The organism is Mycobacterium hainanense (genome assembly GCF_041890355.1).
GTDB classification, from domain to species: domain Bacteria; phylum Actinomycetota; class Actinomycetes; order Mycobacteriales; family Mycobacteriaceae; genus Mycobacterium; species Mycobacterium hainanense.
Genome location: NZ_CP169059.1, coordinates 1,586,805 through 1,600,510 on the forward strand (window position 1 = coordinate 1,586,805; position 13,706 = coordinate 1,600,510).

Consider the following 13,706-nt stretch of genomic DNA (forward strand, 5'->3'; position numbering starts at 1 on the left):
AGGCCGATGGTGGCGACCCGCCGCGCCCGGCTCCGCCGCGCTTGCGATCGCCACTAAGCCGACGCGCGCTCCTCCCCGGCGGCGGGCTGCTGCGGCGGCTGCCCCTTGCGCAGCGTCGCCATCAACTCGCGGTAGGGGCCCACGAGGTAGACGGTGTCACCGCCGCGGAGCCAGGCGTCCCGTCGCGGATGCAGCTCGACGGGCGCGTCCTGCCGGGTGATGGCGATGACGCGGGTCTGGGTGGACAACTCGAACATCTTCAGCCCGTCGAGCTCGCTGCCGGCCGCCACGTGCATTCCGCCGACCATGAAGGAGCGCTGCCCGACCGAAAAGGTGCCCAGCACCTGCAGGCCCATCGCCGCGCCGATGAACCACGGCGCGGCCAGTTCGACGGTGGACCGGACATTCTCGAATCCGAACCGCTGCGCGACCGCGGCCCCCAGCTTCCGGTCGTACACGCGCAGCACCAGGGGAACGTCGGGCCGCACGACGTTGGGCATCACCCGCGGCCCCAACATCTCGCGCAGCACGATCCCGGTCTCGATGTTCACCATGTCATCCTGCGTCAGAACCGCCACCGCGCGGGCGTGCTCGACGCGGGCGGCCTCCAGCGTCTTGCGCAGGGTCGCGTCGCCGAAGATCACCGGCACATCGAGGTCGGCGGCCGTCGACAGGAAGCGGTTGTTCTCGTCGCGCTCGATCACCGCGACGTCGTATCCGGCCGACCTCAGATCGGCGACCACCCGGCTGCCGAACGAGCCGAGCCCTACGACGATGACGTGGTTGCGCAGATGGCGGGCCCGGCGGCGTCCGACCGAGTGGGCGAAACGCCGCGATATCAGCAGATCCGCGATGAAAGCGACCAGAAGCGCGGTGGTTGTCACGCCCGCGAACATCAACATGATGCTGTAAAGCCGCAGCCAGGTCGGCTGCTGGAGGAAGCTGAAGTCGCCATACCCCACCGTCGCGATCGTCTCGGTGCTGAAATACAGCGCGTCCAACCACGTCATCTTCGGATTCGGCTGGTAGCAGAAGCGCAGGACCACAGTCGACCCGAGCAGCAGGCACGCCGCGGCTACCAGGGCCCGCCCGAACATCGGGTTGACGTCGTCACGCAGGGCGCGGACGCCGTCGAGCGCCCGCCGCAGCCGGGACAGGCGGTAGCGCGTCACGGTCGGCCGCGGCACGTTGATGCCCCGGGCGCCCAGCTCGTCGGCGGTGCCGATCATCGCGGTCCAGTCGCCGGCGTGTACCACCAGATCACGGCCCGGGCAGGACACCACCTCGCCCGGGGTGGCGCAGTCCTCGCCATGGATCACCGCGACCGGCGCCAGGTCACCGTAAATTTCGCGCAGGGTCGCGCTGTACGGCGCCTCGGCGCCGGAGACGACGAACTCGATGCCCGCCGCCTCGAACGGGTGCACGGTGTGCGCCAGGCAGGCCTCGACGACCGAGGGCGCCGCAAGGTCGGCGACGTCCAGGATGGCTCCTGGGCGCTTGTCAGCGGCCATCGCCGTCCGCAACACGTCATTGCCCAGCCGGGCCACCACCCGCACCCGCGGGTTGGTTTTCCTTGCCAGCAACGCGATTTCGAGGTTCGTCGCGTCGTCATCGCCGACGCATATCACCGCGCGGGCGCGAGCGACCTCCGCGTGCTCGAGCTCGCCGGCGGTTGCCAGCTTGACGATGTGCACGCCGGCGTTGTTGAGTTCCTCGACGATCGTGGTCGCCAGCGCGTCGTCACCGCTGACGATGATGTGGCCGCGCATGGTTACGCACCCTTCCGGGCGTACGGCATCGCCCCACTTCTGTGACGTTGGCTTTCGTTTCTATGACTATCGGGCACCGTGCCGTTTCATGCCAGCGCCACACCGGACGCGCCGGAGGCGAGGTGAATTGCCACGAGGCCGTGCGAGGGATTCGATAGCGATATGACGCAGCCGGAATTGCCCGGGCCGCTCGCCGCCTTGACCCGGCTCATCTCGGAGCGCATCGCCGCGGCCGATTTCGCCGGGGCGTTGCCGCTGATGAACGAGCTGGTCGCCGTCTGCCGGCCGATCTTGGGGGAGCGTCACCCCAACGTCTTGGACATGAAGCTCGCGCTGGTGCACCTGCAGCTCCAGATGGGCGACCAGGCGGGCGCCTACGCCGCCCTCGAGCAGTTGGTACCCGAACTCGATGAGCTGCTGGGTCGCGATCACATCACCACGTTGACCGCACGCCACATGTTCGCGGACCGCCCGCAACGCGAAACCCAAGCCGCGTTGGCCGAGTGGTCACAACTGCTGGCCGACGAAGAACGGGTGCTGGGCCCCGAGCACCCCACCGCGCTGACGTCCAGGGACCGGGTGGCGCAGAAGCGCAAGGAGCTCGGGGACTACGCGGGCGCCATCGCCGAGGGCGAGCGGGTCGTCGCGGCCCGCCGCCGGGTGCTCGGCGAGCACCACGAGGACACCCTGGGCATGCGTATGGCGCTGGCGCAATGGCGCGGCGAATCGGCGGACGGCCCCGGCGCGGTGGCAGAGCTCGAGACGCTGGTCGAGGTCATGCGGGAAAAGCTGGGTGACGACCACCGCCACACGCTGATCGCTCGGCACACCATCGCGTTGTGGGAGCCCGAACCGGACGACTACCGCGATAAGGTCGCCACCTGGCAGGCCCTGGTCGACGACGAGGCGCGGGTCTTCGGCGACGACAATCCCATCACCGTCGCCGCCCGCGAGGAGCTGGCCAAATGGCGCGACCGTGCGCAGGAATACCGGTGGGTGACCGAGACCCGCGACCGGGTCGAAGAGGCCACCAAGCGCCGCCTGCGTGCCAAACACCAAGCCACGCAGCGCTTTTCGGACGAGGAATACCTGCGGTGCTGGCTTGCCGAGCGCGGCGCCCAATTTCCGGTGTGGGCGGGCCGTTACGGCGGTGACGCCGTGTGGGACTTCTCCCCGGAGTCCCTCGACGCGCTGGAGGAGCTCGTCATTCAGAACGGCTCGTCCCCTGAGGAGCTCCTCGACGAAGAACGCAACGCGCCGTTCGTCGATGGCGCCGTGTGGTATCTCGGGGAAGTGCTGCGCCGCGGACGGTCCCTACCGTGGCAATACACCCGCGGTGAGGCGGCGGACCCCACCGTCGGCTACGTCGACGTGTTCGATGCCCTCACCCGAGTGCTGCACTCCGTCGACCGCGGAGCCCTGCGCCGCACGTACGACCGCTTCACGGCGTCCGGGTGACCGCTCGTCCCGCGGGCCAATAGCGATACTGGGTTGGTGCCCTTCATCGAATGCGTCGCGTCCCGCGAGATTTATCGGAGCCAGTGGATGGTGCTCCGCGAAGACGACATCCGCCGCCCGGACGGCAGCCCCGGCATTTACGGCGTGGTGGACAAACCCGACTATGCGCTGGTGATGCCGTTCGATGGGCACCGCTTTCGCCTCGTCGAGCAGTTCCGCTACCCGCTCGGGGAGCGGCGGTGGGAATTCCCGCAGGGCACCGCCCCCGGCTTGGCGCACACCGAGCCGGCCGAGTTGGCCGAGCGTGAGCTGCGCGAGGAGACCGGCTTGACTGCGACGTCGTTTGAGGTGCTGGGCCGGCTCGATGTCGCTCCGGGCATGAGCAGTCAGCGCGGATGGGTATTCCTGGCGACAGGAATCGACGAGGGGGAGCCGGATCTCGAGCACGAGGAACAGGACCTGCGCAGCGCCTGGTTCGATCGCGCCGACGTCGAGCAGATGATGCGATCCGGGGTGATCGTCGACGCGCAGTCCGTCGCCGCCTACGCCCTGTTTCTCCTGCGCCAACCATGAACGATGCGGGGACCCGCCGGGTCCCCGCATCGTGGTGTGAAGTGTCAGGCCGAGGTGACGTACTGCGGGCAGTAGGCCGAGGCGGCGTCGACGGCGAACGTCTTGGAGCCCTTGGTGCTCAAGCCGGTCGCCTGCGCCACCGCGTTGATGACCTCCTTGCTCGAGTGGCCCTGATCGAGGGCATTGCAGACGGCGTGCGCGTCCTTGATGGCGACCGAGGCGCTCGGCGGGGTGATGCCATCGGCCGCCAGCTGGGCGAGGAACGCGTCGTCGACCGAACTCGCGCCGGCGGTGCCGGCGAGGCTGAGGGCGGCCAGGCCCAGGGCGGCGGTGCCGACGACGGAGGCGGTGAAACGGCGAGTGAACATCGGGGTCTCCTTGGTGCTGAGTTGTTTTCTGGTGGACGCTGGGTGCGTTGATCACAGAATCAGCACGGGGGCTTAACGGGTTCTCAACGAATTCTTGGTGCGTTGTCAGGAAAGCGTCGTCGAGCCCGCACCATGGACATGGGTGACGGCGTCCCAAAGGCCTGGGCACCCGCCCGGTCGTGGGCCTTCTACACGCCGCAGCCGGACGGCTCGTTGCGCGGCACCTGGCATACCGACATCAGCGGCGGCCCCTGCGGGGGAAGCGTCGAAATGCCCGTGGCGGCGTTTGCCGTCCGCTCCCCATGAATGTCCTTGCCGCCCAGAATTACTCCTGCGGCGCGGGCGTCATCGAGGCGATGTAGTAGACCTCGTGCCCGGTCGGGTACCCGCCGCCATTGGTGGCGATGTGGACGTGGTCGTAGTGGTTCAGCGTCTCCGAACCGAGGTCGGCGGTCCAGCTGCCCGCACCGACACCCGGGTAGATCTTCTGCCGCCAGATCACGTGGTTGATTCCCCAGCGTTTGGCGTTCGCCAGGGCATAGCCGGCGATCTGGTTGCCCAGCTCGATGCCTTCAGGGCTGGCGTGGTTCGGGATCATGACGTCGATCGCCAACCCGTTGGGATGCCAGGGCAGAGGGTCTTCCCGGTAACCGTAGATGGTGGTGATCTGCGGAAACAGCACGCTGATGGCGCGCTCCGCCCAGATCGTCTTGACCTGCAGCCTGTCCTCGGATCCGATGCCGTGCGGCAGCGCGACCTGGAATTGCTGGCCGGCGGCGGGCGGCGCGTTTGCGGTCAGCATCTCCACTTCCGCGGGCGTGGCGGTGTGTGGGGTGTTGGTGCTGAGCGGCGGGGCGGCCGCGCTGGTGGCGGCCGCGCTCGCGGGTGGCGCCGCCGGCGGGATCGGCGCGCAGCATCGCGGCTTCGCGCCCTGCGCGTACACCATGCCGGCCGACAGGACGAGCGAGGCCACGATCGCCAGCCACCGACTCCGCCCGTTGGCTAACACCTTCACGCCCACGACCAGCAGCTTAATGTTGTGGGCGACGCCCGCGGGCCGTTTTCGGCGGGTTCTTAGGGTCGGGCGAATACGCCCCACGAAATGCTCCGTCGCGTCACAATGACACCCATGTCCGGCCAGACCTTCGCCGATGCCAACGCCTTCCACCGGGTGATGCGCCGCTTCGCCTCCACGAAGGTGGGCGTGGCGCTGCTACGCCCCACGGCGCACCACCTGGACCGGTTCGTCACCGGGGTCACGGGCGGCAGAAGCAGCTTCGCCGGCGTCGCAACCGGCATCCCGGTGGTCATGCTCACCACCACCGGCGCCAAATCCGGCGAGCAGCGCACCGTCGCCGTGTATGGGATCCCGCATCCCGATGGCCTGGCCCTGATCGCATCCAACTTTGGCGGCGCCAAGCATCCCGCCTGGTATCACAACCTGAAGGCTCACCCCGAAGCGACGGTGACTATCGGCCGCGACACCTGGCATACGACGGCGCGGCTCGCCACGCCGGGCGAGCGCGACGAGATCTGGGCCAAGGGCCTCGAGCTCTATCCCGGTTGGCGCAAGTACGAAGTGCGGGCCGGCAAGCGTCACATCGAGGCGTTCGTCCTGCCGCGGAGTTGAATTCAGCTGGCCCGCAGGGATTCTGGGGGTTAATCCCCATCGCCTAGATACGCGTCGGCCCAGGCGCCGATGATGCGGCCCGCCCGGTGGGCCTGGCCGCGAGCGGTGAGGAAGTGATCCGAGCCCTCGAGCGAGACGAAGCTGCGCGGGTGCCGGGCCAAGCGGAAGATCTCGCTGGCGTTCTCGATGCCGACCGTGTTGTCGGTGGGCGAGTGCAGGATCAGCAGCGGCAGGCGCAAGCCCTTGATCTTGTCGCGCAGGTCGGCTCGCCGCACATCCTCGACGAACGCCCGCTTGAGCGTCAGCGTGCGCCCGCCGACCATCCATTCGGCGCTGCCCTCGCTCAGGCAGCGGTCGACGACTGCGTCGTAATGCTTTTCCACGTGGCTCGGGTCGACCGGCGCCGCGACCGTGACCACCGACCGCACCCCCGGCGACTGCCGGGCCGCAGCGAGCACCGCCGCACCGCCCCACGAGTGCCCGATCAGGATGTCGGCCGGCGTTCCGCGGCTGGTCATGAATTCGCACGCCCTGGCGATGTCGTCGACCTTGACGGTGAACGACCCGTCGCCCCAGTCACCCTCGGATGCGCCCAGACCCAGCGCGTCGAAGCGCAACATGCCGATGCCGTCCGCGGCCAGTTGCTTGCAGATTCTGGCCGCGGCGGGCGAGTCCTTGCCGAGCGTGAAGCCATGCGCGAACACGCCCCAGCCCCGCACCGCTCCGTCGGGCGCTTCGACGACGCCCGCCAGCTGCGCGCCCGTGGAGCCCTGGAAAGTGACACGTTCGCCCATGTGACGATCTAACCCGCCTCGGACGACGGTCGTGAGCCGACCTGCCCTCGCAGCGGGATTCGGGCCCACGTGGCGTCCGCGTACACGTCACCCTCTGCGGGCGACGTCTTGGCTCAGGATCTGGGGCCAGGTCTCGACATCGGCCGGGGTGTGCGCCACGGTGAGCGTTGCCCGCGGCATCAGTGCTGCAAGCGATTCCGCTGTCGACATCGGATGCGCCGGGTCGTCGACCCAGGCCAGGATCGTCGTCGGCACATCGATCCGTGCGACCGCTTCGCGAGCGGGCAGGTCGCTGAGAGCCGCGCCTCGAAGCAGTGACGGCAGCAGCGCGTCGGCCACATCGGGAACTGTTTCGGGCGCGCCGACTGTGGCCGGCGGCGGAGTCACCCCACGCGCCGCCGCGATGAATGCCCCGACGCCCTCGGTTTCGATGAAGTCGGCCGCAGCACGGTAGTTCGCCGCCTGCGCGGGCCGGGTTTCCCACGCGGTCGCCGGCACCATCAGCGTGAGGCCGGCAAAACGGTCCGGCTCTCGGGCAGCAGCGTGCAGCAGCGTGCCGGTACCCATGGATGGTCCCACTCCGTGCACCTGTTCGCCGGGAAACCATTTGTCGAGCAGTTGCAGAAGATCCTCGGCAAGGCTTTCCCACCGGTAATCTTGCGGGACCTTGCGCCCCGTCGACTTACCATGGCCCCGTGCGTCGTACCGCAGCAATCGGGTCCCGCTGAGCCCCCTGCCGAGGTCGAGATTGAGTACCCGGTCACGCGAGCGGCTGGAGGTAAGCCCGTGCAGCTGAACTACCGGATGACCACCTTCGTCGCTCAGTTCAACCGCGAGCTCTGCTCCGGGAACCACGAAAGTGGACATCACGCAACTCTTTTCACGACCGGCCGGCTCGCCCCGGAGCCGACCGCGTTGACCGAGCATTCAGGTTATCTGGGGCGCTAGGGTACCGCCATGCGGCTGACCAACGTGGCGCACCTGCGGCTACCGTTCGGACGACTCTGGGGCTACGACGTGTCGGTGTCTGAGCTCGGCCGGCAGCTCCCGGTGTCGTTTGACCAGCGCATACACGTCGGCGCGGGCGCACGACCCGGTTCCTGGATGGCGCTGTCCATTCGATTGCCGGCCGGGGTCAGCCGCGAGTCGTTGGCCGATGGGTGGCTGGCCGTGATCGCTCGCCACGGCACCTTACGAACGGCATTCACACCCGGCGCGGCCGGCGATCCGCAGCTGCACGAGATCGAAATTCACCCGGGCAATTGGGTAGAGCATGAGATCACTCCGGGCCAGGCAGTCAACGACGCACTGCGGGAAGTTCTCAATGCGACATGCTCGCCGTATCAGCGGCCCTCACATCGGTTGTGTGTGTTGGAGACTGCCGCCGGATTGACAGTGGTGATCGCTGCCGACCACGCGCACGTGGACATGTGGTCGATGCTGGTGATTGCCCGGGACCTGTTGTCGATGCTCGCCGACGCCCGGACCGGACGTACGTCGTCGCTGCAGCCGCCGCCGGCATTCGTCGTGCACACCCAAGCACTGTTGGACCGTCCCGCGGCACCGGACGGCGTGCGCGCGCGATGGGCGCAAATCATCAGCGACAGCGGTGGGGTGATGCCGCGGTTTCCGCTGCCGTTGGGTGAGTCCGGGCCGCATCCGGAACGCGTTGAAGTGCGTGACGTGTTCGATGTCGATGACGGCGCCGCGTTCACCGCGCAGGCCCGCAATGACGGTGTCTCGACGCTGGCACTCGCGGTGGTCGCCATGACTGCGGTGACCCGCGAGTTGGCCGGGGCGCCCCTGCGCGCGGTCTTCCCCGTGCACAGCCGATTTGAAGAAAAATGGCACGACTCGGTTGGCTGGTTCATCACCAATTCGGTCCTGGAGTCGGCGGTTGCCGAGCCGCACGCCGCGGCCGCCGCCGTCAAAGAAGCCGTGCAGCTTGGCTCCTGGCCACTGGCCGACGTACTGGCTCCGTGGGGTGGAATGCCCATCGCGCCCGGCATGTTCGCGATTTCCTGGCTGGACCAACGCAGACTTCCTGTGCGCATCGACTCGGTCGGACTCGACGCCCAGTATGTGAGCGCGAGCATTCACACCGACGACGTCATGCTCTGGTTCATCCAGGACGAGGCCGGGCTACATCTGCGATGCCGCTACCCAGATACCGCGGAGGCGCGAACCAACGTGGGGGCGTGGCTGGACCTGTTGGTGGCACGCCTACAGGCATTGGCGCAGTCCTCAGTTCGAGGATTGCTGCGGGTAGCGGACCGCACATTTCGTGTACAGCGCGCGACGCGCGAACACGTGCGGGTGATCGCCGAGCTGCTCTCCGACGACGAATTCGGCCAGGATCGTGAAGGCGCCCAACTCGAACGCTACGAGGCGGCCTACGACATCGTCGTTCGCAACCGATCCAACTATCTCGGAGTCGTCCTGAACGGTTCCGATATGGTCGTCGCGACTGTGCAATTGACCATCATTCCCGGCCTTTCCCGCGGCGGCGCCACCCGGCTGCAGATCGAGGGATTACGGGTCGCCAAAGCCGAACGCGGACAGGGCCTTGGTACTGCACTCGTCGAATGGGCACACAACTACGGCCGAGCACACGGGGCACAGCTGGCGCAGGTGACCACGGACGAGGCTCGCGAAAGGGCTCGGGCGTTCTATTCCCGGCTCGGGTACCACGCCGCCCACGTCGGGCTGAAATGCACCATCTGAGTCCGGTTATGCGCGGCGCATGGTGACGATCTAACCAAGGCCTAGGGGGCGACCGAATATCGCGGCAAGGGGCCGGGGGAGCCGACCAGCAGGCTCGCGACGTCCGCGAGCGGCCGGGGCCTGGCAACCAGGCCCGCCCACGGAAACCGGTCCCGGGTTGCGAGCAGAAAGCGCAGCGCGGCACTGAGGTGCCGCGGCTCGTAATTGTGAACCCCAAAGATCGACAGCTGTCGGCGAACGACTTGCTCGGGGTCGAGCGCGATGACGCCGTCAGGGGCGACGGAACCGGCGAGGACAGCGATGCCCTGGCCGTCCAGCGCGGCCACTCCAACCTGCAAGGCCGCCGACGAGCCGGAGAACTCCAACAAGACATCACAGCTTTCCACCTCGTGTGCCGATGCCGCGGCATCGGTGGCGCCGAATTGCCTTGCCAGCTCCCTTCTTTCGATGCTGGGATCGACCGCCGTGATCGTCGAAGCGCCAGCCAAGGCCGCAGCCGCGACGGCACAGAGTCCGAGCATGCCGACCCCTACGACGATGACCCGCCTGTCGGTCAGCGGTCCCGCGCGCTCGATCACCGCCATGACCGTCGCCGTCGCGCATGCGGCGGGAGCGGCGACGGCGTCACTGAGGTCGTCGTCGACGACCGCGATTGCCAAATTGCTTGGCAGGAACACATATTCGGCATACGAGCCGGACAACGCCCAGTCCGAGTCGACCGCCTCGTGGCCTGCCTTGCGGACGGTGCGGCATTTGGCGGTGACCCCGGCGCGGCAGCGGTCACAGGTTTGGCAGGGCAGCGTGATCGACCAGATGACGCGTTGACCGGGGTGTAGGTCATGGCCGTCGAAGTCGCGCCTGCCTGCCTGTCCGACGGCAACGATCTCGCCGACGGCCTCGTGGCCGAGGATCGACGGGCACGGTTGGACGCGACGGCCGCTGACGGTGTGCCGGTCGCTGCCGCACACGGTGGCCAGGCGCACCCGGACGAGCGCGTCGGCCGGGCCCAGTGGCGGCACCGCCACCCGCTCGACGGCGATCCGGTCACCGCCGCGCCATACTGCCGCAGCGGTGGTGACGATCCGCCGGTCGAGGGTCGTGCCGCTCATGGAGCGCTCATCGCCACCGGGCGCACGCCGAGCAGGCCGGGCAGGTCGGCCACCGACGGCAGCAGGTGGGTGTGCCGGTGGGCACCGAGTTCGTCGACGTCGCCGGCTCCCGAGAGCACCCCGACCACCATCGCGGCACCCGAGTTGGTCCCGGCTTCGAGGTCGCGGGGAGTATCTCCGGCGACCAGGACGCGCGCCACATCGGTCACGCCCAGCCGTTCCATCGCCCGAAATATCATGTAGGGCGCGGGGCGTCCGGCGGCCACATCGCTGCCGCAGACGACGGTGTCCGCCACCGCGTCGCCCATCCATCCCAGCGCCGATATCAGTGATTCGACGATGACGCGGTCGAATCCCGTTGTCAGCGCGACCTTTACACCACACTCGCGCAGCTTGGACAGCGCCTCGAGGACCCCCGGCAGCGGGTGCGGCGGGTGATCGGCATACGCGGTGCTGAGCCGGGCATGGAAATCGGTGACCACCACTTCCAGCTCCCCCGCGCTCGGGGGCGTACCGGACCGTGACGCCAGTAGTTCGCGCAGCGCTTCGTGCTTGGAGGCGCCATGCCAGCGGGCAATGTCGGCCTCCGACGGCGCCGCCCCATGGGCTCTCGCGGTCTCGGCGAGCACACGGTAGACCTGCTGACCTTCGTCGATCGTGGTCCCCGCCATGTCCAGGACCACAAGTTCGGGTGGGAAGATCGTCATGAGCTGCACTCCTTGGGGCTGGCGTTGCGGGTAAGGGCGCAGCGCGCGTCCAGGGTGTTTTCGAGGGTGAAACTGACCAGTCGCGGCAGATACCGGTCGTCGTGGTATTCAAGGACCTCGCCGTCCGGGCTTCGCGTCGTTCGCTGCTGACGCAGCAACGGAACCCCCTCGGACACACCGAGGTGCTGCGCGTCCGACGCGTCGGCGGCTACCGCATCGATCACATGCGATGCCCGGGCGAACTGCACGCCCTGCGAAAGCAGGTACGCCCACAGGGATCCCGAATCACAGTCGAAGTCGAACAGGCGCCTGCCGACGTGCTCGACGAAGACGGCGCGCTCGAGCATCGCGGGCTCGTCGTCGAGGTAGCGCAGCCGCAGCACCTCGACGACCGGCGCATCGACGTCGACGTGCAACACCGAGGCGGCGTGCTGGTCGGCCCGCCGCAGCGCCAACTCCAGGGTCCGCTGTCCTGGCCTACGGCCGATCGAGTGCGCCCACGCCGAATACGACAGCAGCGTGTCGAATGGCTGTCCGGTCGCGGCGGAGCAGACCACCGGCGGTTTGCCGCGGCCGCCGGCGATGACGCCCTCGGCGCGCAGGGTGGCCAGCGCTTGGCGCACCGGGCCGCGCGACGCGTTCCACTGTTTACACAGCCGAGACTCCGAGGGCAGCGGGGCGCCCACGACGAGTTCGCCGATGCGGATCTGTTCCCTCAGGCTGTCGGCGATGACCTCGTGCAATGCTGTTGCCACAACTTGACTATACATGTTGGTCTAGCGCGGCACTTACGAATCATCCTGTTGGTTAAGGGAATCTGAACATCTGCTGCCCAGTAGGTTCCGCTGTTGACAGTCGCTCAGCCCTTATCGGAGGGTTCTTGTAATGACAAGTCGGCGCGCTTGGAATCGGAGCCTCAATGACTGACGTCGCCAGCAACCGGAGCGTCGGGACGTCCATCGACGACGCCCAACTCGGCGTCTTCCACTTCAAGGCGGCGGCGACGGCCGGGGCGGGGTTCTTCACCGACTCCTACGACCTCAACGTCATCGGCTCGGTGACGCTGCTCGCCGCACCCGAATTCCACCTCGGCAGCGGTCAGGTCTCGATGCTGACCAGCTCGACGCTTCTCGCGGTGGCGGTGGGCGCGATGGTGTTCGGCAGGCTGGGCGACCTCTTCGGCCGCCGGCGCGTGTACGGGCTCGAGGCCGTGCTGATGATCATCGGGGCCCTGGTGTCGGCATTCGCGCCGAACTTCGCGGCATTGCTAGTGGGCCGGCTGATCCTCGGCGTGGGCATCGGCGGTGACTACCCCGCCAGCGGCGTCATCATGACCGAGTACGCCAACGCGCGAAACCGTGGCCAACTCGTCGGGATGACGTTCCTGTTCTATGTGTTCGGCCAGGTCTGCGCCTACCTGGTGAGCCTGCTGGTGCTCGCGGTCGGTGTCGACAATGGCCTGGCCTGGCGACTGATCCTTGGGCTGGGTGTCCTGCCGTCGATGCTCGTTCTCTACCAGCGCCGCCACATGCCGGAGTCGCCCCGTTGGACGGCCGAGCATGGCGACGAGCGTCGGGCGCGCCTGGACTTCGAGAAGTTCGCCGGAGCGGGCAACGAAACCTTCAGTGCGGCACCGGTTTCCAGGGTTTCGGTCGGTGGGCTGCGGTTGGCGTTGACGAATCGCAAGGTGCTCATCACCCTGGTGGGGACCGCCGGAAGCTGGTTCTTCTTCAACGTCGCGGTATATGGCAACTCGGTGAGCCAGCCGCTGCTGATCAAGACCATCAGCCCGCACGGCTCCACGCTGTCCAACATCGCGCTGAACGCCGTGCTTGTCGTCTGCTTCAGCCTGGTCGGGGCCATCGCCGGGCTCTTCGTTCTCGACCGATGGCCGCGGCGTCGACTCCAAATCGTCGGGTTCGGCTTGTGTGCGTCGGCCATGCTGCTGATCACTTCGGTGCCGAGCCTGAGCAGCGCCGTGCTGCCCTTCGGGATCGTCTTCGGTCTTTCGTTGTTCGGCATCGCGTTCGGTCCGAACTACACCACCATGCTGCTGGCCGCCGAGTCTTACCCAACCGCCGTCCGCAGCAGCTTGCACGGCCTGTCGTCGGGTGTCGCCAAGGTCGGCGCATTCGGGGGAGCGTTGGTGGTGCCGCTTGTCCTGGCGTCCTCGGGGCTGCGGGCAGTCACGCTGCTGGCGTTCGGCTGCTACATCGCGGCGATCGCGACGACGCTCCTGCTGCCCGAGCCCCGGGGCCGCGCGCTCGACGAGGTCAGCGCGGGCTTGGGGCTCAGGCCGTCTTCGAAAGTCAGGTCGCAACAACGGCTATCACCGGAGCCGCTCACCGCATGACGTGTTGAGAGCACACGCTCTTTGGACGGCGGAAGCCGTAGGGCTGGCACGAGGATCACACGTTCATCACACAGGTTCCAGGCGCAGCCCGCTCGGGACTCAGGAATCGACGTTTCCGCTGCTAGACGTGGTGCCCCCGGCAGGATTCGAACCTGCGGCCTTCTGCTCCGGAGGCAGACGCTCTATCCCCTGAGCTACGGGGGCGCATGGAGACCATGATG

General features: G+C 67.8%; 13 protein-coding genes, 1 tRNA gene and 1 pseudogene. 6 read left to right on the forward strand and 9 right to left on the reverse strand.

Going from position 1 to position 13,706, the window contains the following annotated elements; all coding sequences use genetic code 11:
- Window positions 1-53 precede the first annotated feature (53 nt).
- Window positions 54-1,769, reverse strand: coding sequence for an NAD-binding protein (locus ACEL92_RS07565; RefSeq protein ID WP_374024998.1), 1,716 nt, complete (start codon window positions 1,767-1,769; stop codon window positions 54-56).
- A gap of 162 nt (window positions 1,770-1,931) precedes the next feature.
- Between ACEL92_RS07565 and ACEL92_RS07570 the strand changes: the two genes are divergently transcribed.
- Together ACEL92_RS07570 and ACEL92_RS07575 are read left to right on the forward strand one after the other, a co-directional pair.
- Window positions 1,932-3,227, forward strand: coding sequence for a tetratricopeptide repeat protein (locus ACEL92_RS07570; protein ID WP_374024999.1), 1,296 nt, complete (start codon window positions 1,932-1,934; stop codon window positions 3,225-3,227).
- An 87-nt stretch (window positions 3,228-3,314) separates the two neighbouring features.
- Complete coding sequence (locus ACEL92_RS07575; protein ID WP_374026122.1) at window positions 3,315-3,800, forward strand: NUDIX domain-containing protein; 486 nt, start codon at window positions 3,315-3,317, stop codon at window positions 3,798-3,800.
- Window positions 3,801-3,844: 44 nt separating this feature from the next.
- Here the strand turns inward: ACEL92_RS07575 and ACEL92_RS07580 are convergent, their stop codons facing one another.
- Entirely contained in the window at window positions 3,845-4,168 is a 324-nt protein-coding gene (locus ACEL92_RS07580) for a DUF732 domain-containing protein (RefSeq protein ID WP_374025000.1), read from the reverse strand.
- Window positions 4,169-4,306: 138 nt separating this feature from the next.
- Between ACEL92_RS07580 and ACEL92_RS07585 the strand changes: the two are divergent.
- Window positions 4,307-4,474 (forward strand): annotated as a pseudogene (locus tag ACEL92_RS07585) (hypothetical protein); the annotation flags it as partial.
- Between the two features lie 19 nt (window positions 4,475-4,493).
- Here ACEL92_RS07585 and ACEL92_RS07590 read toward each other — a convergent pair.
- The gene (locus ACEL92_RS07590; RefSeq protein ID WP_374025001.1) at window positions 4,494-5,189 is read right to left on the reverse strand and encodes a glycoside hydrolase; all 696 of its coding nucleotides are present in this window, start codon (window positions 5,187-5,189) and stop codon (window positions 4,494-4,496) included.
- A gap of 108 nt (window positions 5,190-5,297) precedes the next feature.
- On the opposite strand from ACEL92_RS07590, the gene ACEL92_RS07595 reads away from it, so the two are divergent.
- Complete coding sequence (locus tag ACEL92_RS07595; RefSeq protein WP_374025002.1) at window positions 5,298-5,798, forward strand: nitroreductase family deazaflavin-dependent oxidoreductase; 501 nt, start codon at window positions 5,298-5,300, stop codon at window positions 5,796-5,798.
- 29 nt (window positions 5,799-5,827) lie between these two features.
- On the opposite strand, the gene ACEL92_RS07600 is transcribed toward ACEL92_RS07595, so the two are convergent.
- Window positions 5,828-6,592, reverse strand: coding sequence for an alpha/beta hydrolase family protein (locus tag ACEL92_RS07600; protein WP_374025003.1), 765 nt, complete (start codon window positions 6,590-6,592; stop codon window positions 5,828-5,830).
- Between the two features lie 87 nt (window positions 6,593-6,679).
- Complete coding sequence (locus ACEL92_RS07605; protein ID WP_374025004.1) at window positions 6,680-7,459, reverse strand: alpha/beta fold hydrolase; 780 nt, start codon at window positions 7,457-7,459, stop codon at window positions 6,680-6,682.
- Window positions 7,460-7,549: 90 nt separating this feature from the next.
- On the opposite strand from ACEL92_RS07605, the gene ACEL92_RS07610 reads away from it, so the two are divergent.
- Window positions 7,550-9,316 carry a GNAT family N-acetyltransferase gene (locus ACEL92_RS07610; protein WP_374025005.1) on the forward strand — a complete coding sequence of 589 codons (1,767 nt, stop codon included), beginning with the start codon at window positions 7,550-7,552 and terminating at the stop codon, window positions 9,314-9,316.
- Window positions 9,317-9,357: 41 nt separating this feature from the next.
- On the opposite strand, the gene ACEL92_RS07615 is transcribed toward ACEL92_RS07610, so the two are convergent.
- The 3 genes from ACEL92_RS07615 to ACEL92_RS07625 are packed head-to-tail and all read right to left on the reverse strand — an operon-like array spanning window position 9,358 to window position 11,887.
- Window positions 9,358-10,425 carry a zinc-binding dehydrogenase gene (locus tag ACEL92_RS07615; RefSeq protein WP_374025006.1) on the reverse strand — a complete coding sequence of 356 codons (1,068 nt, stop codon included), beginning with the start codon at window positions 10,423-10,425 and terminating at the stop codon, window positions 9,358-9,360.
- Window positions 10,422-11,132 carry a phosphonatase-like hydrolase gene (locus ACEL92_RS07620; protein ID WP_374025007.1) on the reverse strand — a complete coding sequence of 237 codons (711 nt, stop codon included), beginning with the start codon at window positions 11,130-11,132 and terminating at the stop codon, window positions 10,422-10,424. The genes ACEL92_RS07615 and ACEL92_RS07620 overlap by 4 nt, the downstream gene beginning before the upstream one ends.
- Window positions 11,129-11,887 (reverse strand): GntR family transcriptional regulator, encoded by a 759-nt coding sequence (locus tag ACEL92_RS07625; protein WP_374025008.1) that lies wholly within the window; start codon window positions 11,885-11,887, stop codon window positions 11,129-11,131. The genes ACEL92_RS07620 and ACEL92_RS07625 overlap by 4 nt, the downstream gene beginning before the upstream one ends.
- Window positions 11,888-12,051: 164 nt before the next feature.
- On the opposite strand from ACEL92_RS07625, the gene ACEL92_RS07630 reads away from it, so the two are divergent.
- Complete coding sequence (locus tag ACEL92_RS07630) at window positions 12,052-13,485, forward strand: MFS transporter (RefSeq protein ID WP_374025009.1); 1,434 nt, start codon at window positions 12,052-12,054, stop codon at window positions 13,483-13,485.
- Between the two features lie 128 nt (window positions 13,486-13,613).
- Here ACEL92_RS07630 and ACEL92_RS07635 read toward each other — a convergent pair.
- Window positions 13,614-13,689, reverse strand: a tRNA-Arg gene (locus ACEL92_RS07635).
- Window positions 13,690-13,706 lie beyond the last annotated feature (17 nt).